The sequence below is a fragment of the Pelagerythrobacter rhizovicinus genome, assembly GCF_004135625.1.
Taxonomy (GTDB): Bacteria; Pseudomonadota; Alphaproteobacteria; order Sphingomonadales; family Sphingomonadaceae; genus Pelagerythrobacter; species Pelagerythrobacter rhizovicinus.
In genome coordinates this window covers 747,754-769,863 of sequence record NZ_SDPV01000001.1, presented here as the reverse complement: position 1 = coordinate 769,863, position 22,110 = coordinate 747,754, and the positions used below count along the sequence as shown (strand labels likewise).

Here is a 22,110-nt window from a genome sequence, read left to right as displayed (position 1 = left end):
GTGAGGCGCATCAACATCACAGCCGCGATGGCCATCGCGGCACTGGCGGGGAGCGCAGGCATGGCGCAGGACAAACCCGGCTTTCGGGACACACCGCTGCTGCCCGACGGCAAGTGGAAGGTCCACGACGCCGACCGGCCCCATCCCGAGGTCGTGACGCCCGGTGCCACCCCCGGCGCGCCGCCGTCCGACGCGGTGGTGCTGTTCGACGGCACCTCGCTCGATGCGTGGGAGCCCACCGGCCAGCCCTGGCGGCTCGATAACGGCGTATTGACCGTGCCCACCCGCGAAGAGGGCGAGGGAGCGAGCACGCTGGTCAGCAAGCAGAGCTTCGGCGACGTCCAGCTCCACCTCGAGTTCCGCTCCCCCAACCCGCCGGAAAAGAGCTCGCAGGACCGCGGCAACAGCGGCGTGTGGTTCATGGAGCGCTACGAGGTCCAGATCCTCGACGGCTACGACAACCCGACCTACGCCGACGGCACCGTGGGCGCGATCTACGGATGGAAGCCGCCGCTGGTGAACGCCTCGCGCAAGCCGGGCGAATGGCAGAGCTACGACATCGTCTTCGAACGGCCGCGCTTCGCCGCCGACGGATCGGTGGAGCGGCCCGCCTACGTCACCGTGTTCCTGAACGGCGTGCTGGTGCAGAACCGCCAGCCGTTCCTGGGCTCGACCATATGGCGCGACGTCGGGACATACGAAGCGCATGCCGATGCCGCACCGATCCAGCTTCAGGATCACGACTCGCCGGTATCGTTCCGCAACATCTGGGTCCGGCCGCTGCCCGAGGCGGCGCTGAGCCATGATGCCATGGGAGACCACCAGTGATCGATCGCAGAGACGCCCTCGCGGGCATCGTCGCCATGTTTGGGGCCACCTTGTTCGCGCCGATCGCGCGCGCGGCCTCGGTCCAGGTCGCGGTGATCGACACCGGGCCGCCGAGCAGCGCGGTCTTCACCGCCGGCCAGCGCGCGCTGGTAAGTGCGCTGAGTGAGCGGGTGATCCCCACCACCGACACACCGGGCGCGATCGCGGCGGAAGTGCCGCAGTTTATCGAGAAGCTGCTCGCCGACTGGGCCCGGCCCGAGGACAAGGAGCCGATCCTCGCCGGGCTCGGCGCGATCGAAACGCGCAGCCGGCGCGACTACAAGGTCGCCGCTGCCGACGCGACGCCCGAGCAGCAGGACGCTCTGCTGACGCTGGCGATGAACGATCAGCTTCCCGGCGGGGCGGACTTCTTCGACAAGTTCCGCCAGCTCGTCATCACCGGCTACTACACCTCCGAAATCGGCATCACGCAGGAACGCGAGTACCTCCCCGTACCGGGCAAATACGACGGCGCATACCCCTACGCCAGGGTCACGAAGGTCTTTTCGTCATGAGGGCGAGCAGACGGCAGATGCTCGCCGGCGGCGCGGCGCTGGCAGCGGCCTTCGCGGCCGGACCGTTCGCGGCCCGCGCCGCCCCTGCAGCGCGGAAGATCGGTCTCCAGCTCTACACCGTGCGCGAGCTGTTCGCGCCCGATCCGATCGGCACGCTCGAGAAGATAGCTGCGATCGGCTACCGCGAAGTCGAATACGGCGGCGGCGGGTACGAGGCAATGGATCACGCCGCGCTTCGCAAGGCGATGGACCGGCTGGGCCTTACCGCCCCGTCAATCCACGTCGGCTATGATGCGCTCGCCAGCAAGTTCGATGAATCCGTGGCCATGGCCCGAACGCTCGGCGCCGACACGATCATCGTCCCGTGGATGGAGGAGAAGTTTCTCGAAGCCGCCGCCTGGCGCGGCGCGGTGGCCGACTTCAACCGATTCGCCGAACGGCTCAAGGCGGCGGGCCTGAGCTTCGCCTATCACAACCACGACTTCGAGTTCACGCACAAGGACGGCGACCGGACGCTGTTCGATGTCCTGATCGCAGAAGGCGATCCCGAACTCGTCAACATCGAGCTCGACCTGTTCTGGGCAGTCAAGGCCGGACAGGACGCCAAGGCGCTGATCCGCCGCCTGCCCGGCCGGATTTACGCCTATCACGTGAAGGACATGACCGCCGAAGGCGCCATGACCAGCGTCGGCAAGGGCGTGATCGACTTCGCCGATATCTTCACCCTGAACGATATAGCGGGCGTCAAGCATCTCTACGTCGAAAACGACCAGTCGCCGGCGCCCTACCTGCCCGACATCACCACCAGCTTCACCACCCTCAGCCGCCTGAGCGCCTGAACCGATTACGCAAGGAACATTTCTCATGGCAGCGACGGACCAATTCGACGCGATCGTCATCGGCTCGGGCGTCAGCGGCGGCTGGGCGGCGAAGGAGCTCACCGAGAAGGGGCTGCGCGTGCTGATGCTCGACCGCGGTGTAATGGTCGAGCACGGCGCGGACTACACCTACGACGGCGCGCCGCCCTACGAAATCCCCGCGCGCAACATGATGCCCAGGCCGCTGGTCAAAAGCGACTACTTCATCGCCACCCACGGCTACGTCTCGCCCAGCAACCAGAAGTTCTACAACAACGATCGCCTCAATCCCTACGCCTACGACGAGGGCGAGAAGTTCTACTGGATCCGCCCGGGCGCGGTCGGCGGCAAGTCGCTGATCTGGGGTCGTTGGTCGTTCCGCTGGGCGCCTGAGGATTTCGAGGCCAACAAGCGCGAGAACATCGGCGGCGAGTGGCCGATCGGCTACGACGACCTCGCGCCCTGGTACGACTATGTCGAGAAGTATGTCGGCGTCTCGGGCTCGCGCGAGAACCTGCCGCAACTGCCCGACAGCCAGTTCCAGCCGCCGATCCCGATGAACGTCGCGGAAAAGTGGGTGAAGGAACGGCTCGAGACGACCTCGCCGGGACGCAAGCTGATCCACACGCGCCTCTCAAACATGACCGAGGACAAGCCGGAACAGGGCCGCAGCAAGTGCCAGTTCCGCGCCCAGTGCGGCCGCGGCTGCTCGTTCGGCGCCTATTTCTCGACCCAAGCGGTGACGCTCCCCGCCGCGCGCGCCACCGGCCTGCTGACGCTGCGTTCCGATGCTGTGGTCAGCAACCTCGAATACGATCCCGCGACCAAGCGCGTCACCGGGGTGCGCGTAGTCGATGCGAACACGAAGCAGGCGGAGATCATTCCCGCGCGGCTGGTCTTCCTCTGCGCCTCGGCGATGGCCTCGACACAAATCCTGATGAACTCGCGGATCCCGGGCACCGGCCGCAGCCATTTCGATAACAGCGGCACGCTCGGCCGCTATGTCATGGACCACATCTTCCGGGTCAACATCTGGGGCGATATCCCGGGCATGACCGAATACATCGAGTACGGCCGGCGCCCGGGCGGGGTCTACATTCCCCGCTTCCGCAACGTCGGCGGCGAGGAAGGAATCGGCTTCCTGCGCGGCTACGGCTATCAGGGCAGCGCCTATCGCAGCCCGCTGCCGCCCGAAGGCTTCGGCGCTTCGATGAAGCACGGCATGCGCGGCTACGGGCCTTGGCGGTTCGGGATGGGCGCGTTCGGCGAGTGCCTGCCCTATGAGGACAACCGCGTCTCGCTGCACCCCGACAAGGTCGACCGCTTCGGAATTCCGTTGATGCGCTTTGACGTCACCTTCCGCGACAACGAGCTCAAGATGATGGGGGATGCGCAGGCGGAAGGCGAGAGGATGCTGCGCGCTGCAGGCCTGACCAACGTGAGCAGCGAGCGGAGAGAGCACGTTCCGGGCGACGCGATCCACGAGATGGGCGGCGCGCGGATGGGCGCCGATCCCCGCCAGTCGGTCCTCAACAAGTGGAGCCAGGCGCACGACGCGGCCAATCTTTTCGTGACCGACGGCGCACAGATGCCCTCGATTTCGTGCGTGAACCCGTCCCTCACTTTCATGGCTTTCACGGCGCGCGCGGCGGATTATGCGGTCAAGCAGCTGAAGGCCGGCGCCATCTAGAGGCGGCGCGGACGGCGCCTGCCCGCGTGGGACGGCGCGCGCACCGGGGCCGCGTTTGATCTGCCCCTTTCTTTCGCGCGCGGGAGAGCGCACATCGTGCCCATGGCCGGAAGCTCGACCGACGATTCGCCCGACAGCCGCCAACACATTCTGCTCGTCACCGGTCTTTCCGGGGCGGGCAAGACAACGGCGCTGCGTGTGCTCGAGGACCTGGGCTGGGAAGCGATCGACAACTTCCCGATCCGTCTGCTCGGGCGCCTGATCGGCGGCAGTGCGCACGATGGGCCGCGTCCGCCGCTCGCGATCGGGTTCGATTCGCGGACGCGGGGCTTCGTCCCGCACGAGATCATCGCCAAGGTGAAGGAACTCGCCAACCGCCACGACCTGGTGGTCACAACGCTGTTCCTCGACTGCAACAGTGGCGAGCTCGAGCGCCGCTACAACGAGACGCGCCGCCGCCATCCGATGGCTGCCGGGCGTCCGGTGCGCGTCGGCGTGCAGGCGGAGCGGGAACTGCTCGAACCGCTGCGCCGCTGGGCCGATGTGGTGATCGACACCTCGGACTTCACCAGCAATGACCTGCAGCAGGCGATCCGCGCGCAGTTCGCCGACAGTGCACCGAGCGAGATGTCAGTGATCGTTTCCAGCTTCGGCTTTGCGCGCGGCACCCCTCCGCTGGCCGATCTCGTGTTTGACATGCGCTTCCTCGACAATCCGCACTGGGTGCCCGACCTGCGCGAGCAAACCGGGCTCGACACGGCCGTGGGCGAGCATATCGAGCGCGACGAAAGCTTCGGCCCGGTTCTGGAGCAGATCAGCGAACTCGTGCTCAAGCTCCTCCCGCGCTACGCAGCGCAGGGGAAGAGCTACGTCAACGTCGCTTTCGGCTGCACGGGTGGCCGGCATCGCTCGGTCTACACCGCGGAGAGGTTCGCACAGGCCTTGCGCGACGCGGGATTTTCGCCCACGATCATTCATCGCAATCTGGGATCGCGCGCGGCCGACGAGATCGAAGGCCCGCAATGAGACAAGGCCCGTTGGCTACGGTTCGCATGCCCTACCTCCATCATTCCGGACAAAGCTCCTTCGCATGATCGGCGTCATCCTGGTCACCCACGGCCGCCTGGCCGAAGAGTTCGTTCGTGCAATGGAGCACGTCGTCGGCCCGCAGGAGGCGATCGCCACTATCTGCATCGGGCCCAACGACGACATGGAGCAGCGGCGCAAGGAAATCGCACAGGCCATCAAGACGGTCGACGACGGCAGCGGCGTAGCCGTACTGACGGACCTGTTCGGAGGCACACCGTCCAACCTCGCGATTTCGCTGCTAGAGGCGGGGAAGGTCGAGGTCGTCGCCGGGATCAACCTGCCGATGCTGATCCGTCTTGCCGGCGTGCGCAAGTCGCACGGCGTGTCCGAAGCGGTGCGCGCCGCCCGCGATGCGGGGCGGACCTACATAACCGTCGCTTCCGAGCTGCTCGGTCAGCACGCGAAAGCGTGCTGATGCCGCGACGCGAGGTCAATATCGTCAACTCCCGGGGGCTTCATGCCCGGGCTAGCGCCAAATTCGTCAACATCGTCAGCGAGCTTCCTGCAGGGATCGACGTGCGCGTCGCAAAGGACGGCTACGAAGCGGCGGGCGGCTCGATCCTGGGGCTGATGATGCTCGGCGCAGCCAAGGGCGATACGGTCGAGATCGTCGTCGAGGGCCCCGGTGCGGAGACGGTGCTCGACGAACTCTACGTTCTCGTGCGCGACGGCTTCGGCGAGGATTGATGACGACCGTCACCCGGCAGCGGATCACCGGCTTTTCCAATCCGACGGTCAAGTTCCTGCGGTCGCTTCGCGAGAAGAAGCATCGGCGGCGAGAACGGCGGTTCCTCGCCGAAGGACTGCGGTTACTGACGGATGCACGCGAGTCGGGGATTCTACCCGAACTGCTGGTGATGGCGGAGCGGCGCGATCCGCATCCGTTGGCCGACGCACTCGAGCGTGCGGTTGCCGATGCGGGCGGTACGATCGTCGAAACCTCTCCCGACATTCTCGCGAAGATCACCGGCAAGGCGAATCCCCAGGCGATCGCGGGCGTCTTTGTGGAGTTCGACACTTCACTGGCCGCGCTTGACAGGGCCGCGGCGCCGATCTGGCTGGTGGCGCAGGCGCTGCGCGATCCAGGCAACCTCGGCACGATGCTGCGCACGGGCGACGCGGTCGGCGCGGGCGGACTGATCCTGATCGACGACTGCGCCGACCCGTTCAGCGTCGAGGCGGTGCGTGCAAGCATGGGCGCCGTGTTCACCCAGCGCATCGCCCAGGCCCGGTGGGACGAGTTCCTGCCCTGGCTCCGCCAAGGCGAAGGGCAACTCGTCGCCGCAAGCCTGCGCGACGCGGTGCCTTATCGCGGTGCGCCCTACGCACGGCCGTGTTTCATCCTCGTGGGTAACGAGTCGCGCGGCCTGCCGGTCGAGTATGAAGCCGCTTGTGACCTGCGCGTGACGATGCCGATGCGGGGGCGCGCGGACAGCCTGAACGCCGCCGTGGCAGGTGCGGTGCTCGCTTATGAGGTGCTGGCGGCGTTCGACTGACATTTATTCACCGGCCACTCAGCAAGAGGGCGCTATGCGGGCGGCCGATGAAGAGAATCGCCCTCGCCCTGCCCCTCCTCGTCCTGTGTACAGGTTGCGTGGCCCGGCCGGCGGCGCCCGAACGGCTCTCCGAAAGCGAATGGCGCTTCGTCCAGATCGACGACTATGAACCGGCCGAGCCGGACGGCGCCCGGCTCTCGTTCGGCGAGGAAGATGTCTCCGCCAGCGTCGGCTGCAACACCATGGTCGGCAAATGGCGGGTCGAGCAAGGGCGCCTGATCGCCGGACCGCTGGCTGGCACCCGCATGTTCTGTCAGGGGGACGTGTGGGAGCAGGAGCAAGCCGTCGCGGCCCTGCTTGTCGCGGCGCCCACGCTCGAATGGCAGGATGCCGACCGGCTGACTCTGCGCTCTCGTGGTCACAGCGCCGAGCTGACGCGGATCAGTGTCAGTCCCCCGCAACCAGGCTCGTGATGCTCCATTTGCCGTCGCGGCTGGACGCAAGAAGGCGATAGTCGAGCAAACTCCGCAGCTTGTCGGTGGCGATGTACCCGCGCTGCTCATCAGTAGTCTCTACATGCTGGAACGACGCCTCGGGCTCGAGGCCGTCGATTAGCTCGACGAGGTCCCAGGAAATGGTCTTCAACGTTTCGGCCTTCGCGTCGGGCGCCAGGCGCAGCGGCACGTTCTCGCCCATCACGATCATGCCTTTCGCGGGCTCGACCGCGTCGATTTCCTGCGCAAAGTACCAGGGCAACGTGATGCCGGCCCGCCCCTCCGCTGCACAACCGAGCGTCAGCAGGGTATCGAGCTCGTCCCACAGACTCGCCTCCTCCCCGTCGAGCTTGGCGCGCAGCTGCGCCGATCCGGCACCTCCGCCGAAATCGAGCTTCACGTCGGATGCCGCCAGCGCGGTCAGCGCCTGCGCATCGCGCGCCGCGACCGCCTGCGCCAGTTGCTGGCGAAAGGCGTCCGCGCCCGGCAGGGCGGCGCATTCGTCGCGCGGGGCATAGGGCCCGTCGCCCAGCTTGGGCGGGGTTTCGCCCGCCGCTTCCTCCACCAGGCCCTCGGCCGCATCCTTCAACTTCTCCGACGGCGCCTTGCCTTCCCCGCACGCGGCGAGCGCGAGCGAAAGCGTCAGGGCAAGGCAGATCGTCGGGCGCATCGGCAGAGTCCTTTTCGGTTAGTCGTTATCGCCGCCTACTGACGGCAATGCCGGCTCTTCCGTAGCGTCCGAATCCTCCGCAGTATAGCGCGGCGCGCTTTCGACCAGCGGCACTTCGTCGATCTCCCGCTTGCCGATCTCGATCCCCTTGTCCCGCAGACGGCGGCCGGAGGAGAGCACGTTGCGTTCGAAGCTACCGACGAACTTGTTGTAATTGTTGACCGCGGACTCGAGCCCCCCGCCGACGCGCTTCATGTGCTCGGCGGCGACCGCCAGCCGGTCGTACAGCTCCGCGCCCGCCCGCCCGATCTCGATCGCCTCACGCGCAATGGTGTCCTGCCGCCAGACCTGCGCCACCGTGCGCGCGATTGCCACGAGATTGGTCGGCGTGGCCAGCAGCACGCGCTTCTCGAAGGCAAAGTCCCACAGCTCGGGATCGTGTTCGAGTGCGGCGGCGACGAAATGCTCGCCTGGCACGAACATGACCACGTAGTCGGGTGCCTCGTCGAACTGGCTCTGATAGCCTTTGGCGCCCAGCGTCTGGACGTGCCCGCGCATCGAGCGCGCATGGAGATCGAGATGTCGGCGGCGCTCGTCCTCGTCGTCGGCCTCGAACGCCGCCTGATAGGCGTTGAGCGAGACTTTCGCGTCGATCACCAGCTTCTTCTGCCCGGGCACCCGAACGATCGCGTCCGGCCGCAAGCGACCCTCATCGGTCTCCATCGAATGTTCGAGAATGAAATCGGTGTGTTCCGAAAGGCCGCATTGTTCGAGCACGTTCTGCAGCGCCCGCTCGCCCCAGCGCCCGCGGGCCTTGGGGGCATTGGTCAGCGAATTGCCGAGCCGCTGCGCCTCGCGCCGCACCTCCTCCTGCCCGCGCTGCATTTCGGTGATCTGCTGGTGAAGCCGCGCGAAGGCATCGGTGCGCTTCTCCTCCAGCGCCGCGACCTGCTCTTCGTATTTCCTCAGCCGGTCGCCGACCGGCTGAAGCAGCGCCTTGATCTTCTCCTCAGACGCCTTTTCCGAATGGCCAAGCCGCTCCGCCGCACGTTCGAGGAAACGCTCCTGCGCAGCGCCGAGAACCCGGGCGCCAGTGTTCTCGAACTCCTTGAGCAAGTTCGCACGCGATTCCTCGAGCAAGCGCTTCTGCTCCTCGAACGCGGCGCGCTCGGCCCTAAGGCCGGCCAGTTCCTCACGCGCGGCGTCGAGCCTTGCGGCAAGGTCGTCCGCCCGCCCCGCGCGCTCGCTCATCGTCGCAAGCTCGGGCGCCATGCGTGCAAGCTTCCCGGCAAGCTCCTTCGCCTCCGCATCCCGCTCGCCGTGCCGGGCCCTCCAGTCCGCCGCAGGGCGCGAGCCGAAGAACCAGCCCAGCCCGGCGCCGAGGACGAGCGCCAGCAGGGCGACGAAGATCGCAGTCGTTTCCATCACGGGAACATAGACGGAACGGCGGCGACACGAAAGCCCCGTCCGGAACTATCCCCGACCTTCACTCGCTGAGCCAGGAAGGAGATGTGTCATGTCGATCAAGGAAATGATTTCGGAGCACCCTCAGGTGGGTGCGGATTTCAACGAGCCGCTCGCCGAGGCAGTGAAGCACGCGATGTACTGCGCAGCCATCTGCAATTCGTGCGCCGATGCCTGCAGCGCAGAGGAAGCCGACATGCACCGCTGCATCCGCCTTTGCAGCGATTGTTCGGACATCTGCGAAGCGACTTATCGGGTGGCGTCGCGCCGCACGTCGGGGAATGTCACGGTGATCAAGTCGATCCTGCAGACATGCATCGAGGTGTGCGAAACCTGTGCCGCGGAGTGCGAGAAGCACGATAATCCCCATTGCCGTCGCTGCGCGACGATGTGCCGGGAATGCGCCGGCGACTGCCGCAAGGCCCTCGACACGATGAATGCCCATGCCTGAATGGCGGCACGGCATATTGGGTATGGCCGCAGTGCTTGCCGCCTGCTCCCCTCCGCAGGAGGAGGAGCAAGCGGGTGGATTGGCCCCTGCGGAGCCGGCGGACGAGCCGGGTCATGTCCTCCCGCCTGCCACAGACACATTCCGCTACGTCGGCCGCTGGGCCGAAAGCGTGGAGCAATGTCGGAAGGAGGCGTGGACGCTTACGCGCGATCGGCTGGCCGCCCCCGAGGGCATCGTCTGCGATTTCAGAAGCATCACGAAATCGCCCGGCGGCTACGCGATCGACGCCACGTGCAGGGTCGACGGCGAGGAAGAGGACGACGACCTGATCCTGCGCTTCGCCGAATCGGCCAAGGCGATGCTCGTCGAGGGAGCTTCGAGCCTTCCCCAGACAGGCCTCGTCTATTGCGGCGAGGCTGCCTAGACGAGCCGAGCGTGCTCCAGGGCCTCGTCGACCGCCCGCTTCGCCTGCTCGGAGCACTCGACCAGGGGCAGACGCACGCCGGGGAGAATCCAGTCGTGCACGCGGCTGAGCGCATACTTCACCGGAGCGGGGCTTGCGTCCTCGAACATCGCGTAATGCAGCGGGTAGAGCAGGTCGTTGAGCTCGCGCGCGCGGACGAGATCGTTGTCGGCACAAGCCTGCTGGAATTCGGCACAAAGCGCCGGGGCCACGTTGGCGGTCACCGAAATGCAGCCGACCGAACCCGCCGCATTGGCAGGCAGCGCCAGCTCGTCGTCGCCCGATAGCTGGCAGAAATCCTTGCCGATCCCCATGCGATGGTCGGTCACTCGGCTGAGATCGCCGCTCGCATCCTTGATGCCGACAATCCGGTCAGGATAGCGCTTGGCCAGTTCGCACACCGTCTCCGGCTCGATATCGGTTACGGTGCGACCCGGCACGTTGTAAAGCACGATCGGCAGGTCCGAATGCTCGGCGAGATAGCTGAAGTGCGCAATGATCCCGGCCTGGCCCGGCCGGTTGTAGTAGGGCGCGACGCACAGACCTGCGGAGGCGCCCGCCTTCTTGGAAAAGTTCATGTGCAGCAACGCATTGCGCGTGTCGTTGCTGCCGCAACCGGCAATCACCGGCACACGGCCGGCGGCTTGTTCGATACAGATCTCGATCACCCGGTGATGCTCGGCGTTGGATAGCGTCGAGGCTTCCCCCGTTGTACCGCAGGGGACCAGCGCCTTGCTGCCGTTCTCGATTTGCCAGTCGACCAGCCGGCGAAAGGCCGGCTCGTCGAACGATCCGTCGCGAAAAGGAGTCACCAGAGCCGGAATCGAGCCCGAGAACATTGCCACTATCCTTGTGCCTGCCCAAGGCGCGAGGCAGTATCCCGCGCGATGGAAATCTTCATTCAGCGCCTGATAAGGAGCCGGGGGCCACGATGTCCAGCATGACACGGATTCCCTTGTACGGTCTCGCCTTTCTCGCAACCACCGTCCTCACCGCCTCCGTCCCGCTGGTTGCCCAGCAGGACGCGATCGAAAGCGCGCGCCATTCACTGGTGGCGACAGTACCATCACAGATGGGGCAGGCCGTCGAGCGGTGGAAATTCCTCACCTCGAACGACCGAATGGGATTCGCATCCTATGCGGGATTCGCCCTCGCCTACCCCGAATTTCCGCGCATGGACCTGATCCGCGCCAATGCGGAGAAGGCGCTGGAAAGCGGCGCACCCACGCCCGAGCAACTCGTCGCCTACTTCGACCGCAACCCGCCGCTGAGCAATCCGGCGCGGGCGCGCTATGCACTGGCGCTTGCCGGACTGCAGCGGCCCGAGGCGTTCGAGACGGCACGCGCAGCGTGGCGCGGGGGCGACATGAGCACCCCCGCCGAAGCATACATGCACGGCCTGTTCGGCTCGCGCTTCACGCCGGAGGATCACGACGCGCGCATGGCTGCGCTGCTGTGGCAGGGCAAGGCCGATGCCGCGGCGCGCCATATGGCAAACGTTTCCCCCGCATACCGGGACACGGCAATGGCACGCCTGTCGCTGATCCAGGGCCAGAATCCGGCCAGTGCGGGGTTGCCGGTCCCTGCGAACGCCCGGACGGACCCCGGCTACGTCTACACGCTGGCGCGCTATTACCGCTCCAGCGGGCAGCTTCCGCAGGCGATCGACCTGCTCGCCAACCGCCCGACTTTCGCCGGGCTGCCGTTCGACGCACAGGATTTCGTGACCGAAGCGCTGCGGATCGCGCGCGGAGCGGGCGCGCGGCCGGCGGTGCAGATCGCATCCAAGGTCGACGATCTCTTCGCGCCGGGCGCCGACATCTCCGGCATGAGCTACCGCCTGCGCGATGACTACACCTCGCTCATGTGGCTCGGCGGCACCAAGGCGCTGTGGAGCCTCGGCGAGGGCAACACCGCCGCACCGCTGTTCTACCGCTATGGCGCGGCCGCGCGGACGCCGCAGACGCGCTCCAAGGGCTTCTACTGGGCGGGGTTCGCGTCGGATCGCGCGGGGAATGCCGGGGAAGCGCGGCGTTATTGGGAAATGGCCGCGCAGTACCCCGAGTATTACTATGGTCTGCTGGCTCTTGAGCGGCTCGGGCGCCCCAAGCCGACGTTCGGCGCAGCCACACCACCGCAGCCGACGGCCGAGCAGCGCGCTGCGTTCCGTTCGAACCCCCTGGCGCTCGCCGTGCGCGAACTCGCGCGGGGAAGCGGCGACTGGCGCACCGAGCGCTATTTCTTCACCGCTCTCGCCGAATCGGCGGACGATGCCGCCGAGATGCAGCTCGTAGCGGAACTCGCGCAAGAGCTGCGCCTGCCCGAGCTCGCGGTGGTGATCGGGCGCACTGCGCCGGAGAAGAACATCGCCGGGTTTGAGCGGATCGGCTTCCCCACCGTCTCCCAACCGACGGGGACCGACTTCACGATCGTCCACGCCATTGCGCGGCAGGAAAGCGAATTCGACCAGGACCGCGTCAGCCACGCCGGCGCCCGCGGGCTGATGCAGTTGATGCCGGGGACCGCGCGCGAACAGGCCGGCAAGCTCGGCATGAGCTACAACTACGGCAATCTCACCAGCGATCCGCACTACAATGTGCGGCTCGGCAACGCCTACTTCGCACGCATGATGGACAACTACGGCGGCAGCTATCCGCTCGCCGTCGCGGCTTACAATGCGGGTCCCGGTAACGTGAACAAATGGCTGCGCCAGAACGGCGATCCGCGCACCGGAGCGGTCGACTGGCTGCGCTGGATCGAGGAGATCCCGTACTTCGAGACCAAGAACTACGTTCAGCGCGTGCTCGAGAATGCGGTCGTCTACGAGACGATGTACCCTGACCGGGTCCGCTACGGGCAGCCCAAGGGGATCAGTCAATTCCTCGGCAAGTCCACCCCCGGCTGAAACGCGCCAAGCCTCACTTCCGTGATCCCGGCTTTTGCCGGGGCGGGGAATCTTGTTAAGGGCGTCCGGTGAGCAACGCCCCGACCAACCCGATCACCCCGGCAGGCCTCGCCGCGCTCAAGGCGCGGTACGATCATCTGCTCGGCACCGAACGGCCGGAGATCGTCGAGATCGTGAGCTGGGCGGCCGGCAACGGCGACCGGAGCGAGAACGGCGATTATCTCTACGGGCGCAAGCGCATGCGCGAGATCGACCGTGAACTGGCGCACCTTGCCCGGCGGATGAAGGCCGCGCGGGTCGTCGATCCGGCGGATCAGCCCGACCGGAGCCGCGCGTTCTTCGGTGCGACGGTGACCCTCGCGGACGAGGACGACGCGCGGAAAGTCGTCACCCTCGTCGGCGACGACGAGCAGGACGCTGGTACCGGTCGTATCGGCTGGTCGAGCCCGCTCGCACGCGCCCTGCGGGGCGCAGCGGTTGGCGACCTGCGCACCGTGCCCCTGCCCGGCGGAGAGAAGGAGTGGGAGATCGTCGCGATCACCTATCCCGCGCCCGCCGCCCCTGCGACGGCGGGGGGCTAGATGGTGTGCGTGGAGCGCACCACCCCTCGTCGGCAGAGCTCCTGCTGATGATCGCGCAGCGCCGGCCTCGGCCGTTCACCGGAATCGTGCCTGCACAGGGACGACGTCTCTGTTTTGCGGCAATAGCGGCCCTTGCCCTCGCCACACCGCTTTCCGCACGCGACAGCCTTGGCGTATTCTCGAACTGGGGCGCCTTCCGCGATCCGGGCGTGCCGCGCTGCTATGCGATAGCTCAGCCCTTCGAGAGCGACCGGGACGGCGATTACCGTGCCTTCGCCAGCGTCGGCACCTGGCCGCACAGGAACGTGCGCGGTCAGGTCCACTTGCGGCTCTCGCGCAAGCTTGCAGAGGACGCGGCGATCACCCTCACGGTCGGCGAAAGGCGTTTCGAGCTGACCGGCGGCGGCGGCGATGCCTGGGCCCGCGACAGGGCGATGGACGCGGCCATCGTGGCCGCGATGCGCGCGGCCGGGCGGATGACCGTCACCGCACGCGATTCGCGCGGCCGGCGCTTCTCCGATCGATACGACCTCACCGGCGCGGCCACCGCGATCGACGCGGCCACCGTCGGCTGCGCGCGAGTGACCTCATGACCGATTTTCATCCCGCTTCCTCGCCCAATCAGATCGCTGACGCGACGCAGGCGTTCGCCAGGGACGGCCGCATCCGAATACCGGGCTTCCTCCAGCGCGAGGCGGCGGAGGCGCTGCACACCTTCCTGCAGGACGCCCCCTGGTGGAGGACCTTCAACCAGGGCGAGCGAACCTGGGACCTCGGCCCGGAATCGATCGAGGTGCTTACCCTCGAACAGGCGGGCAAGCTCGAACAAGCGATCCATCAAGGGGCCCGGAAGGGCTTTCAGTACGTCTACGAGACCGTGCGAGTCTCGGAGCAATCATCGGAACGCTCGGAACGCGGATTCCCCATCGATCGCCTGCTGGAGGCGATGAACAGCGCGCCGGTGCTGGCGGTGTGGCGGGAACTGACGGGCGACCCCGACGTCGCGTTGGTCGACGGTCAGGCTACGCGTTATCTGCCGGGGCATTTCCTGACACGTCACGACGACGATGTCGAAGGCAAGAACAGGGTCGCCGCCTACGTTCTCAACCTGAGTCCAGAATGGCGGCCAGAATGGGGCGGACTGCTGCAGTTCCATGATGCCACGGGGGAGGTGACCGGGGCGATGGTTCCGGGTTTCAATGTCCTCAACCTCTTCCGCGTTCCCCAGTCACACAGCGTGTCCATCGTCGCACCGTTCGCGCCGGCGCCCCGCTATTCGATCACCGGATGGATCCGCCGCGGCTGATATGAAAAGGGCGGAGCCGAAGCCCCGCCCTTCCCTCTTCTATAGGCGCTGTGCCGCGGCTCAGAAGCGGTAGCCGACCGACGCCATGACCTGGTGACGATCGAGGTCAACGTCGAAACGTTCGCTGTCGGGCAGCGAATCTTCCATGTCGATCTCGGCTTCCGAATAGTTCGAGTAACGATACTCGCCCTTCAGGTACACGCCGTTGCCCATGGCGTATTCCACGCCGCCGCCGATGCGGTAGCCGTCGGTGTCGATGTCGTTGCTGAACTCGGTCGTGCCGTCGCTCGAAAGAACGTCGAACTTCGCGTTGGTATAACCGCCCTTGGCATAGACCAGCGTGTTGGGCGTGGCCTTCACGCCGGCACGCAGGCCGACATAGAGGTCGCGGTTCGCCTCCAGGCTGCCGAGGCCGAAGCCTTCGAAATCGCCGTCTTCGAATTCGGTATCGGCGGTCGAGTCCATGTACTCGCCTTCGATGCCGACCACCGCGCCGCCGGTGTCGAGGTCGTAACCGACTTCCACACCATAGCCCACGCCTTCGATCGACTGGTCGTTGTTGTCCTCGTTGGCGTCGTCGTCCACGCTGCTTCCGGCACCGGTCTGGTCATATCCGACCAGAACGCCGGCACGCGGGCCATGGAACGGCGAATCCTCGGTCGATTGCGCCATCGCGGGTGTGGCTAGGGCCACCAAGGACCCGGTGGCGATGAGTGCTATCGTCTTTTTCATAACTACTCCGTGGTTGTCCGGCGCTTGGCTCTTCAGCCGCCCGCCTGGACCACCCCAACGGCGGCCACCACGAACCGGTTTCATGAACCTGACACAACAACATTTGTGTGGTTTCTCAGCCACATATTCAGCGACGAGCCGGGGAATTTCGTCGACAAAGCGCCAAACGGTCTCCCCACCCTCGGAGTGCTGCAAATTTCGGCAGGCCTCCGCGCCCGAAACAGTGACAGCCTTTGCCTTGAGGCGCGCGCCTCCCTATATGCGCCCCCGCCATGGCCGATACCGTACTCATGCCCATTCCCGGACCCGTCGATCCGGTACCCGTCGCGCGCGACATCACGCCGCGCGCCGATGGCCGCGCCGATCTGATCGGCCTGCCCAGAACGCAGATCGCGGAACTGTTCGCCGGCGCCGGTCTCGATGCCAAGCAGGCCAAACTGCGCGCGAAGCAGGTGTATCACTGGATCTATCACCGCGGCGCGACGGATTTCGAAGCGATGACCGACATCGCGAAGACCATGCGCCCTTGGCTCGCGGAGCGCTTCGTCGTCGGGCGGCCCGACGTGGTCGAGGCACAGCACTCCAGCGACGGCACACGCAAGTGGCTGCTGCGGACTGCCGACGGACACGAGTTCGAGATGGTCTTCATCCCCGATGCGGACCGCGGCACGCTGTGCGTTTCGAGCCAGGTCGGCTGCACCCTCAACTGCCGCTTCTGCCACACCGGCACGATGAAGCTCGTGCGCAATCTTACGCCGGGCGAGATCGTCGGCCAGGTCATGCTCGCACGCGATGCGCTGGGCGAATGGCCGCGCGGCCGGATGGATGTCGGCGAAGACGCGGACGAGGCCGAGTATACCGCCGACGGGCGCCTTCTCACCAACATCGTGATGATGGGCATGGGCGAACCGCTCTACAACTTCGACAACGTGCGCGACGCGCTCCGCCTGGTGATGGACGGGGACGGCCTTGCATTGTCCAAGCGGCGGATCACGCTTTCGACCAGCGGCGTGGTGCCGATGATGGAGCGCTGCGGGGAAGAGATCGGCGTCAACCTCGCGGTTTCGCTTCACGCGGTCACCAAGGACGTTCGTGACGAAATCGTCCCGCTCAACAAGAAGTACGGCATCGAGGAATTGCTTGCCGCCTGCGCGGCTTACCCCGGAGCCTCGAACGCGCGGCGCATCACCTTCGAATACGTGATGCTCAGGGGCAAGAACGACAGCGACGAGGATGCGCGCGAGCTCGTCCGCCTGATCAAGCAGTACAAGCTGCCGGCCAAAGTCAACCTGATCCCGTTCAACCCCTGGCCTGGTGCACCGTACGAATGCTCCACGCCTGAGCGGGTGCGGCGCTTCTCGGAAATCGTGTTCGAGCACGGTATCAGCGCTCCCGTGCGGACCCCTCGCGGGCGCGACATCGACGCGGCCTGCGGACAGCTCAAGACAGCCGCTGAGAAGAAGAGTCGGGCCGAACGCGATCGCGAAGCTGCCGCGGCCGTTGCCTCTGCATGAGCGATCCGGCGACACTCGCGTTCTACGAGCGCGAGGCGCCTCGCTACACGGCCAGCACGACACAGGCACACAGCCGCCATCTCGACCCTTTCCTCGATCGCCTGGCGCCGGGCGCGCGCATCCTTGAGCTCGGCTGCGGCGCTGGACGAGACGCCGCGCGAATGATCGAACGCGGGTTCGACGTGGCGCCGACCGACGGCAGCGCGGCAATGGCGGCGAAGGCGCAGGAACGAATCGGCCGGTCGGTACGCGTCATGATGTTCGCGGAACTCGAGGCGGAGGACGCATTCGACGCAGTGTGGGCGCACGCCTCATTGCTTCACCTGTCACTCGATGAACTGCGCAACGCGCTTAGCCGCATCGTGCGTGCGCTACGGCCCGGCGGGTGGCATTTCGCCAACTACAAGCTCGGGGACGGTGAGGGACGCGATCGCTTCGGTCGCTACTACAGCTTCCCTCGCGAGGCCGAGTTGCGCGCGGTCTATAGCCAGGCCGGCTCCTGGAAGGAGATTGCCGCGGAGCGCTACGCCGGTAGCGGCTTCGACGGCATGGCAGCGGAGTGGCTCGCCTTGACGATGCGCGCGTGAACGCCGCCTATTCTTCCATCGCGTCGAACAGGGCCCGCGCCGAATCGATATGCTGCCTGTTTTCCATCGCCCAGACGCCCAGCGCAGCGACCGGCTCACGTAGTGAAAGTCCGAGCGCGGTGAGCGAATAGTCGACCCGCGGGGGCACGCTGGGTGTCACCTCCCTGTCTACCAGGCCATCCCGCTCCAACGCGCGGAGGGTGCGGGTCAGCATCCGTTGCGAGATGCCATCGACCGCGCGGCGCAGCTCATTGAAGCGCATGGGCCCGGCGGCGAGGCTCATCACTACCTGCATCGACCACTTGTCGCCTACGCGGGCGAGAATGTCGTTCACCGCCTGGCAACGGATTGGCGAATGCTCATCGGCAGTCACATCGGTGTGCCTATCGGACAGCAATGTGCCTTCTTGCGCTGGTGCGGAGGTAGTTTCCATATGGCCCCTAGTTATCATCCGTAACCAAGGAAAGCAAAGCACATGCAGATTCTCCGTATCGACAGCGCAACCACCGGGGTCAACTCGGTGAGCCGGATTCTGACGCAGGCGATCACCGATCACCTGACCGCAAAGCATCCGGAAGCCACGCTGATCCAGCGCGACCTCGTCACCGACCCGTTGCCGCATATCGATGCCGCTGCGACCGGCGCGATTCGCCTGCCGCAGGACAGTCACGACGAAGCCATGGCAGCCGCGTTCCCTGCCGAACGAGCCGTCCTCGATCAGTTCCTCGCTTCCGATATCGTGGTCATCGGCGCGCCGATGTACAACTTCACCATTCCCAGTCAGCTCAAGGCGTGGCTCGACAGGCTCGGCGTCCCCGGGGTCACTTTCACCTACAAGGACGGGGCGCCGCAGGGTCTGGCCGGAGGACGGCGCGTCATTGTCGCCTCTTCGCGCGGGGGCGCATATGAGATGGGCGGCACCGCCGAACACCAGGAGACACTGTTGCGCGACTTCTTCGCCTTCATCGGCATTCCCGATGTTGAGTTCGTCCGTGCGGAGAAGACCGGTTTCGGTCCCGAAGCGCGCGACCAGGCCATTGCCGACGCGAGGGCGCGGGTCGCCGGGCTCTGACCATAACCCCAAACGGCTGGCCGTGCGTTTGCACCGCTCCGTCGGACGCGCCCCTCCGGCCGAGTCTCGTTCATCTGGGGTTGGGGATCGATGAACATGTTGGGCCGTAAAGGCTGTGCAGGCCCAGCTAGGGAGTCGAAAGATGAAGAAGACGCTGTTTGCTATCGCTGCCGCCTCGATGGCGGTTACCGCCGCCCCCGCGATGGCGGATCCGCCGCCGTGGGCGCCGGCGCACGGCAAGAGAGCCAAGGATGCGCAGCTCTACGATCGGCACGGCCGGTATTACGAACCACGCCGCATCACGCGCAGCTCGCATATGTGGCGCGGCGACGATGGCCGGTACTACTGCCGCCGTGACAACGGAACCACTGGCCTCGTCATCGGGGCGGGAGTCGGAGCGCTGGCGGGTCATGAGATCGCCGGCCGCGGCGACAGGACCCTGGGCGCAGTCCTCGGCGGTGCGGTCGGCGCGATCATCGGCCGCGAGATCGACCGCGGCAGCCTCCGCTGCCGCTAGGCGATCGTTCAGTTGGACTGTCGGTCGCTGAACAATGGCGAGCCGAGAGTGGGATCCCCATCCGAAAGGAGATAGCACTATGATGAAGAAGACCCTTTTTGCCGCTGCCGCCGTGGCCCTTTCGGCGACCGCAGCTCCCGCCATGGCGGTTGAGCTTCCCACTCCCGCCCAAGCGACTGCCGCCGCTCACGCCGACATTGCGTCGTCGTATGACCGCGATCGCCGCTGGCGTGACCGCGATCGCTGGGGCCGTTACGACCGCGACGGGCGCTATCGCGAACCGCGTCGCATCACACGCAATTCCAGCATGTGGCGCGGGCGCGACGGCCGCTACTACTGCAAGCGCGACAACGGCACGACCGGTCTTGTGATCGGCGCCGGAGTTGGCGCTCTGGCGGGGCACGAGATCGCCGGCAACGGCGACCGCACGCTGGGCGCAATCCTCGGTGGCGCACTTGGCGCGATGGTCGGGCGTGAGATTGACCGCGGCAGCCTCAAATGCCGCTGAAATCCAGCCGAGCCTGACAGCGAGCAGGGCCGGCAGGAAGGCGCGTCGTCCAGGCGGACGACGCGCCTTTTCCTTTGCGCCCGGCGGCACGGCTGTGCTTGAGTAGCCGCGATGAACGAAGCAGCCCAAGATCGCCCTGCAATGCTCGTCACAGGGGGGGGCAGGCGTATCGGCGCGGCGATCGCGCGCCGATTCGGCGAGGCGGGGTGGCATGTCGTGATCCACTACGGCCGCTCCGCCGACGAGGCCCGGACACTTGCCGCCTCGCTCCCCTCCGCCGACATCATTCAATGCGATCTCGCCGATGGTCGGGCCGCCGTGGCGATGGTCGAACACCTTGCCACGCGCCTGCACGACTGGCGCGTGCTGGTAAACTCCGCCTCGACTTTCCGGCCCGACGACGTACGCGCGCTCGATCCTGCGATCTGCGCCACGGCCATGCAGGTCAACGCGGTGACGCCTGCCCGGATGGCGCAGACCTTTCTCGCTCATGCAAAGGCGCTTGGCGGGCGGCGCGTGATCCAGATGACCGACCAGAAACTCGCCAATCCCAACCCCGACTTCTTCAGCTACACGATGAGCAAGCATGCGGCCGCGGCGAGCGTCCCGATGCTGAGAATGGGCGGGGCGCGGCGCCAGGACCGCATCTATGCCCTCGCCCCCGGCGCAATCCTCGCGAGCCACGACCAGAACGAGGCTGAGACCGAGGTTTCGCATCGGCTCAATCTTCTGAAGCGGAAGACCGGCGCGAACGAGATCGCCGACGCTTGCTTGTGGCTTGCCGAAGGCTGGCTCGCGAGCGGCGAGACGCTCTATGTCGACAGCGGCCAGCACCTGCTCGCGCAACCTCGCGATGTGATCTATCTCGCCCGCGAAGGGGTGCGACCGTAGTGTTGGCGAGCCACAGCGAACGAAGGCGGGTCGGTTGACAGCGAGCGCCCCGGCAACGCACACCCCGGAACAAGGAGGGAAGCGCGTTGCCATCCTGGATAGCGCGCACTTCCCATCACACGAGCGGTATCGGTTTTCATCATGAGTGCAGCTTCCCTTTTCGACAAAGCGATCGGGCGCACGATCAAGTCCGGTCGCCTCATCGTCCTCCATGCCGACGGGCGGCGCGCCGAATTCGGCGCGCCTGCGTCAGGCTATCCCGATGTGACCGTGCGTTTTGCGGACACCAGAGTGGCTCGCGACATCCTGCTCGATCCCAGTCTGGGCGCTGCCGAGACCTTCATGGACGGCAGACTGGTGATAGAACACGGCGACGTGATGCAGCTGGTCGAGCTGATCAGGATGAACGCCCCCTGGGAAGCGGAGAATCGCCTCAATCCGCCCAGCGCGGTACGACGCCTGAGAAACAGGATCGGGTTTACGGTCGAATCGATCAATCAGGCGCGCTCGTCCAGGCGCAACGTGGCGCACCACTACGATATCGGGAACAAGCTCTACGAAATGATGCTCGACGACGAGCACATGCAATACAGCTGCGCCTACTGGCCGCGTGAGGACATGACCCTGGCGGAGGCGCAGACGGCAAAGCTCGCGCACATCGCCGCCAAGCTCGCGCTGGAGGATGGACAGCGCGTGCTCGACATCGGCTGCGGCTGGGGCGGCATGGCGATTTACCTGGCGCGCAAGTTCGACGTGCAGGTGAAAGGGATCACGCTGAGCGTGGAGCAGATTGCCCTCGCCCGCGAGCGTGCCGAGCGGGCAGGCGTGGCCGACCGGGTCGAGTTCGAACTGGTGGACTATCGCGATCTGGCGGCACGTGGGGAACGGTTCGACCGGATCGTTTCGGTGGGCATGTTCGAGCACGTCGGACGGCCGCAGTTCGAAACCTTCTTCCGCGCCTGCGCCGGATTGCTGGCCGGTGACGGGGTCATGCTGCTCCACACCATCGGCCGGATGGGCGGCCCCGGCACGACGGACGCTTTCACGCGCAAGTACATCTTCCCGGGCGGCTACATCCCCGCGTTGAGCGAAACGGTAGCGGCAAGCGAGAAGGTCCGGCTGATCGCCGCGGATATCGAAACGCTACGGCTGCACTACGCCAGAACGCTGCGCGCATGGTACGCGAACTGCGAAGCGCGTCGCGATGAAATCGAAGCGATGTTCGATGCGCCCTTCTACCGCATGTGGACCTTCTATCTCGCCGGCGCGACTGCCGCTTTCGAAAGCGGCGGGATGTGCAACTATCAGATCCAGTACACCCGAAATCGCCACGCACTGCCGCTGACGCGCGACTACATGGGCGAGGCCGAGAGCGCCCTGCGGAGCACGCCCTCCCCGGCCGAATAGCCCGGAGAGTCGGTGGAACGGCCGGCACGGCGGC

27 protein-coding genes are annotated in these 22,110 nt (G+C 66.2%); 22 read left to right on the top strand and 5 right to left on the bottom strand.

All coding sequences use genetic code 11. The features are described from left to right. The 9 genes from ETX26_RS03730 (at position 1) to ETX26_RS03690 (ending at position 6,987) form a co-directional block, all read left to right on the top strand. Complete coding sequence (locus ETX26_RS03730; protein ID WP_225425489.1) at positions 1 to 828, top strand: 3-keto-disaccharide hydrolase; 828 nt, start codon at positions 1 to 3, stop codon at positions 826 to 828. Continuing rightward, positions 825 to 1,382, top strand: coding sequence for a gluconate 2-dehydrogenase subunit 3 family protein (locus ETX26_RS03725; protein WP_129523325.1), 558 nt, complete (start codon positions 825 to 827; stop codon positions 1,380 to 1,382). Before ETX26_RS03730 ends, ETX26_RS03725 begins: the two co-directional genes overlap by 4 nt. Then, entirely contained in the window at positions 1,379 to 2,221 is an 843-nt protein-coding gene (locus ETX26_RS03720) for a sugar phosphate isomerase/epimerase family protein (protein ID WP_129523324.1), read from the top strand. The genes ETX26_RS03725 and ETX26_RS03720 overlap by 4 nt, the downstream gene beginning before the upstream one ends. 25 nt (positions 2,222 to 2,246) lie before the next feature. After that, the gene (locus ETX26_RS03715; RefSeq protein ID WP_129523323.1) at positions 2,247 to 3,929 is read left to right on the top strand and encodes a GMC family oxidoreductase; all 1,683 of its coding nucleotides are present in this window, start codon (positions 2,247 to 2,249) and stop codon (positions 3,927 to 3,929) included. A gap of 102 nt (positions 3,930 to 4,031) precedes the next feature. After that, positions 4,032 to 4,955 carry an RNase adapter RapZ gene (gene rapZ, locus ETX26_RS03710; protein ID WP_129523322.1) on the top strand — a complete coding sequence of 308 codons (924 nt, stop codon included), beginning with the start codon at positions 4,032 to 4,034 and terminating at the stop codon, positions 4,953 to 4,955. A 64-nt stretch (positions 4,956 to 5,019) separates the two neighbouring features. Then, complete coding sequence (locus ETX26_RS03705; RefSeq protein ID WP_129523321.1) at positions 5,020 to 5,433, top strand: PTS sugar transporter subunit IIA; 414 nt, start codon at positions 5,020 to 5,022, stop codon at positions 5,431 to 5,433. Then, positions 5,433 to 5,705: an HPr family phosphocarrier protein gene (locus ETX26_RS03700; protein WP_129523320.1), complete on the top strand. Its 273-nt coding sequence runs from the start codon at positions 5,433 to 5,435 to the stop codon at positions 5,703 to 5,705. The genes ETX26_RS03705 and ETX26_RS03700 overlap by 1 nt, the downstream gene beginning before the upstream one ends. Then, positions 5,705 to 6,514 carry a TrmH family RNA methyltransferase gene (locus ETX26_RS03695; RefSeq protein ID WP_129523319.1) on the top strand — a complete coding sequence of 270 codons (810 nt, stop codon included), beginning with the start codon at positions 5,705 to 5,707 and terminating at the stop codon, positions 6,512 to 6,514. Before ETX26_RS03700 ends, ETX26_RS03695 begins: the two co-directional genes overlap by 1 nt. Before the next feature lie 98 nt (positions 6,515 to 6,612). Continuing rightward, positions 6,613 to 6,987, top strand: coding sequence for an META domain-containing protein (locus ETX26_RS03690; protein WP_165271683.1), 375 nt, complete (start codon positions 6,613 to 6,615; stop codon positions 6,985 to 6,987). On the opposite strand, the gene ETX26_RS03685 is transcribed toward ETX26_RS03690, so the two are convergent. Both ETX26_RS03685 and ETX26_RS03680 read right to left on the bottom strand, forming a co-directional pair. After that, positions 6,962 to 7,678 carry a hypothetical protein gene (locus tag ETX26_RS03685; RefSeq protein WP_129523317.1) on the bottom strand — a complete coding sequence of 239 codons (717 nt, stop codon included), beginning with the start codon at positions 7,676 to 7,678 and terminating at the stop codon, positions 6,962 to 6,964. The genes ETX26_RS03690 and ETX26_RS03685 overlap by 26 nt on opposite strands. 18 nt (positions 7,679 to 7,696) lie before the next feature. Next, positions 7,697 to 9,103: a DNA recombination protein RmuC gene (locus tag ETX26_RS03680; RefSeq protein ID WP_129523316.1), complete on the bottom strand. Its 1,407-nt coding sequence runs from the start codon at positions 9,101 to 9,103 to the stop codon at positions 7,697 to 7,699. 91 nt (positions 9,104 to 9,194) lie between these two features. On the opposite strand from ETX26_RS03680, the gene ETX26_RS03675 reads away from it, so the two are divergent. Then, entirely contained in the window at positions 9,195 to 9,593 is a 399-nt protein-coding gene (locus ETX26_RS03675) for a four-helix bundle copper-binding protein (protein ID WP_129523315.1), read from the top strand. A 22-nt stretch (positions 9,594 to 9,615) separates the two neighbouring features. Next, entirely contained in the window at positions 9,616 to 10,017 is a 402-nt protein-coding gene (locus ETX26_RS03670) for a hypothetical protein (RefSeq protein ID WP_129523314.1), read from the top strand. Here the strand turns inward: ETX26_RS03670 and dapA are convergent. Further along, entirely contained in the window at positions 10,014 to 10,895 is an 882-nt protein-coding gene (gene dapA, locus ETX26_RS03665; RefSeq protein WP_129523313.1) for a 4-hydroxy-tetrahydrodipicolinate synthase, read from the bottom strand. The genes ETX26_RS03670 and dapA overlap by 4 nt on opposite strands. A 92-nt stretch (positions 10,896 to 10,987) precedes the next feature. Here dapA and ETX26_RS03660 point away from each other — a divergent pair, with 92 nt between their 5' ends. From ETX26_RS03660 to ETX26_RS03645, 4 genes are all read left to right on the top strand, one after another. Beyond that, positions 10,988 to 12,961: a lytic transglycosylase domain-containing protein gene (locus tag ETX26_RS03660; RefSeq protein ID WP_129523312.1), complete on the top strand. Its 1,974-nt coding sequence runs from the start codon at positions 10,988 to 10,990 to the stop codon at positions 12,959 to 12,961. A 68-nt stretch (positions 12,962 to 13,029) separates the two neighbouring features. Then, complete coding sequence (locus ETX26_RS03655) at positions 13,030 to 13,542, top strand: GreA/GreB family elongation factor (RefSeq protein ID WP_129523311.1); 513 nt, start codon at positions 13,030 to 13,032, stop codon at positions 13,540 to 13,542. An 86-nt stretch (positions 13,543 to 13,628) separates the two neighbouring features. Further along, positions 13,629 to 14,135, top strand: coding sequence for an invasion associated locus B family protein (locus ETX26_RS03650; RefSeq protein ID WP_225425488.1), 507 nt, complete (start codon positions 13,629 to 13,631; stop codon positions 14,133 to 14,135). Beyond that, a complete protein-coding gene (locus ETX26_RS03645; protein ID WP_129523310.1) occupies positions 14,132 to 14,848 on the top strand; it encodes a 2OG-Fe(II) oxygenase in 717 nt (238 codons plus the stop codon). The genes ETX26_RS03650 and ETX26_RS03645 overlap by 4 nt, the downstream gene beginning before the upstream one ends. A gap of 60 nt (positions 14,849 to 14,908) precedes the next feature. Here ETX26_RS03645 and ETX26_RS03640 read toward each other — a convergent pair whose 3' ends face one another. Then, positions 14,909 to 15,580 (bottom strand): outer membrane protein, encoded by a 672-nt coding sequence (locus ETX26_RS03640; RefSeq protein WP_129523309.1) that lies wholly within the window; start codon positions 15,578 to 15,580, stop codon positions 14,909 to 14,911. A gap of 272 nt (positions 15,581 to 15,852) precedes the next feature. On the opposite strand from ETX26_RS03640, the gene rlmN reads away from it, so the two are divergent. Next, positions 15,853 to 17,094, top strand: coding sequence for a 23S rRNA (adenine(2503)-C(2))-methyltransferase RlmN (gene rlmN, locus ETX26_RS03635; protein ID WP_129523308.1), 1,242 nt, complete (start codon positions 15,853 to 15,855; stop codon positions 17,092 to 17,094). Then, positions 17,091 to 17,681 carry a class I SAM-dependent methyltransferase gene (locus ETX26_RS03630; protein WP_129523307.1) on the top strand — a complete coding sequence of 197 codons (591 nt, stop codon included), beginning with the start codon at positions 17,091 to 17,093 and terminating at the stop codon, positions 17,679 to 17,681. Before rlmN ends, ETX26_RS03630 begins: the two co-directional genes overlap by 4 nt. Before the next feature lie 7 nt (positions 17,682 to 17,688). On the opposite strand, the gene ETX26_RS03625 is transcribed toward ETX26_RS03630, so the two are convergent. Then, the gene (locus ETX26_RS03625) at positions 17,689 to 18,015 is read right to left on the bottom strand and encodes a winged helix-turn-helix transcriptional regulator (protein WP_318531643.1); all 327 of its coding nucleotides are present in this window, start codon (positions 18,013 to 18,015) and stop codon (positions 17,689 to 17,691) included. 141 nt (positions 18,016 to 18,156) lie between these two features. Here ETX26_RS03625 and ETX26_RS03620 point away from each other — a divergent pair, with 141 nt between their 5' ends. The 5 genes from ETX26_RS03620 to ETX26_RS03600 all read left to right on the top strand — a co-directional run bounded on the left by ETX26_RS03620 (position 18,157) and on the right by ETX26_RS03600 (position 22,076). Beyond that, the gene (locus ETX26_RS03620) at positions 18,157 to 18,753 is read left to right on the top strand and encodes an FMN-dependent NADH-azoreductase (protein ID WP_129523305.1); all 597 of its coding nucleotides are present in this window, start codon (positions 18,157 to 18,159) and stop codon (positions 18,751 to 18,753) included. A 142-nt stretch (positions 18,754 to 18,895) separates the two neighbouring features. Next, complete coding sequence (locus ETX26_RS03615) at positions 18,896 to 19,270, top strand: glycine zipper 2TM domain-containing protein (RefSeq protein WP_129523304.1); 375 nt, start codon at positions 18,896 to 18,898, stop codon at positions 19,268 to 19,270. 79 nt (positions 19,271 to 19,349) lie between these two features. Beyond that, a complete protein-coding gene (locus ETX26_RS03610) occupies positions 19,350 to 19,778 on the top strand; it encodes a glycine zipper 2TM domain-containing protein (protein WP_404825259.1) in 429 nt (142 codons plus the stop codon). 111 nt (positions 19,779 to 19,889) lie between these two features. Next, positions 19,890 to 20,669 carry an SDR family oxidoreductase gene (locus tag ETX26_RS03605; protein ID WP_129523303.1) on the top strand — a complete coding sequence of 260 codons (780 nt, stop codon included), beginning with the start codon at positions 19,890 to 19,892 and terminating at the stop codon, positions 20,667 to 20,669. A gap of 141 nt (positions 20,670 to 20,810) precedes the next feature. Beyond that, positions 20,811 to 22,076, top strand: coding sequence for an SAM-dependent methyltransferase (locus ETX26_RS03600; protein ID WP_129523302.1), 1,266 nt, complete (start codon positions 20,811 to 20,813; stop codon positions 22,074 to 22,076). Positions 22,077 to 22,110 lie beyond the last annotated feature (34 nt).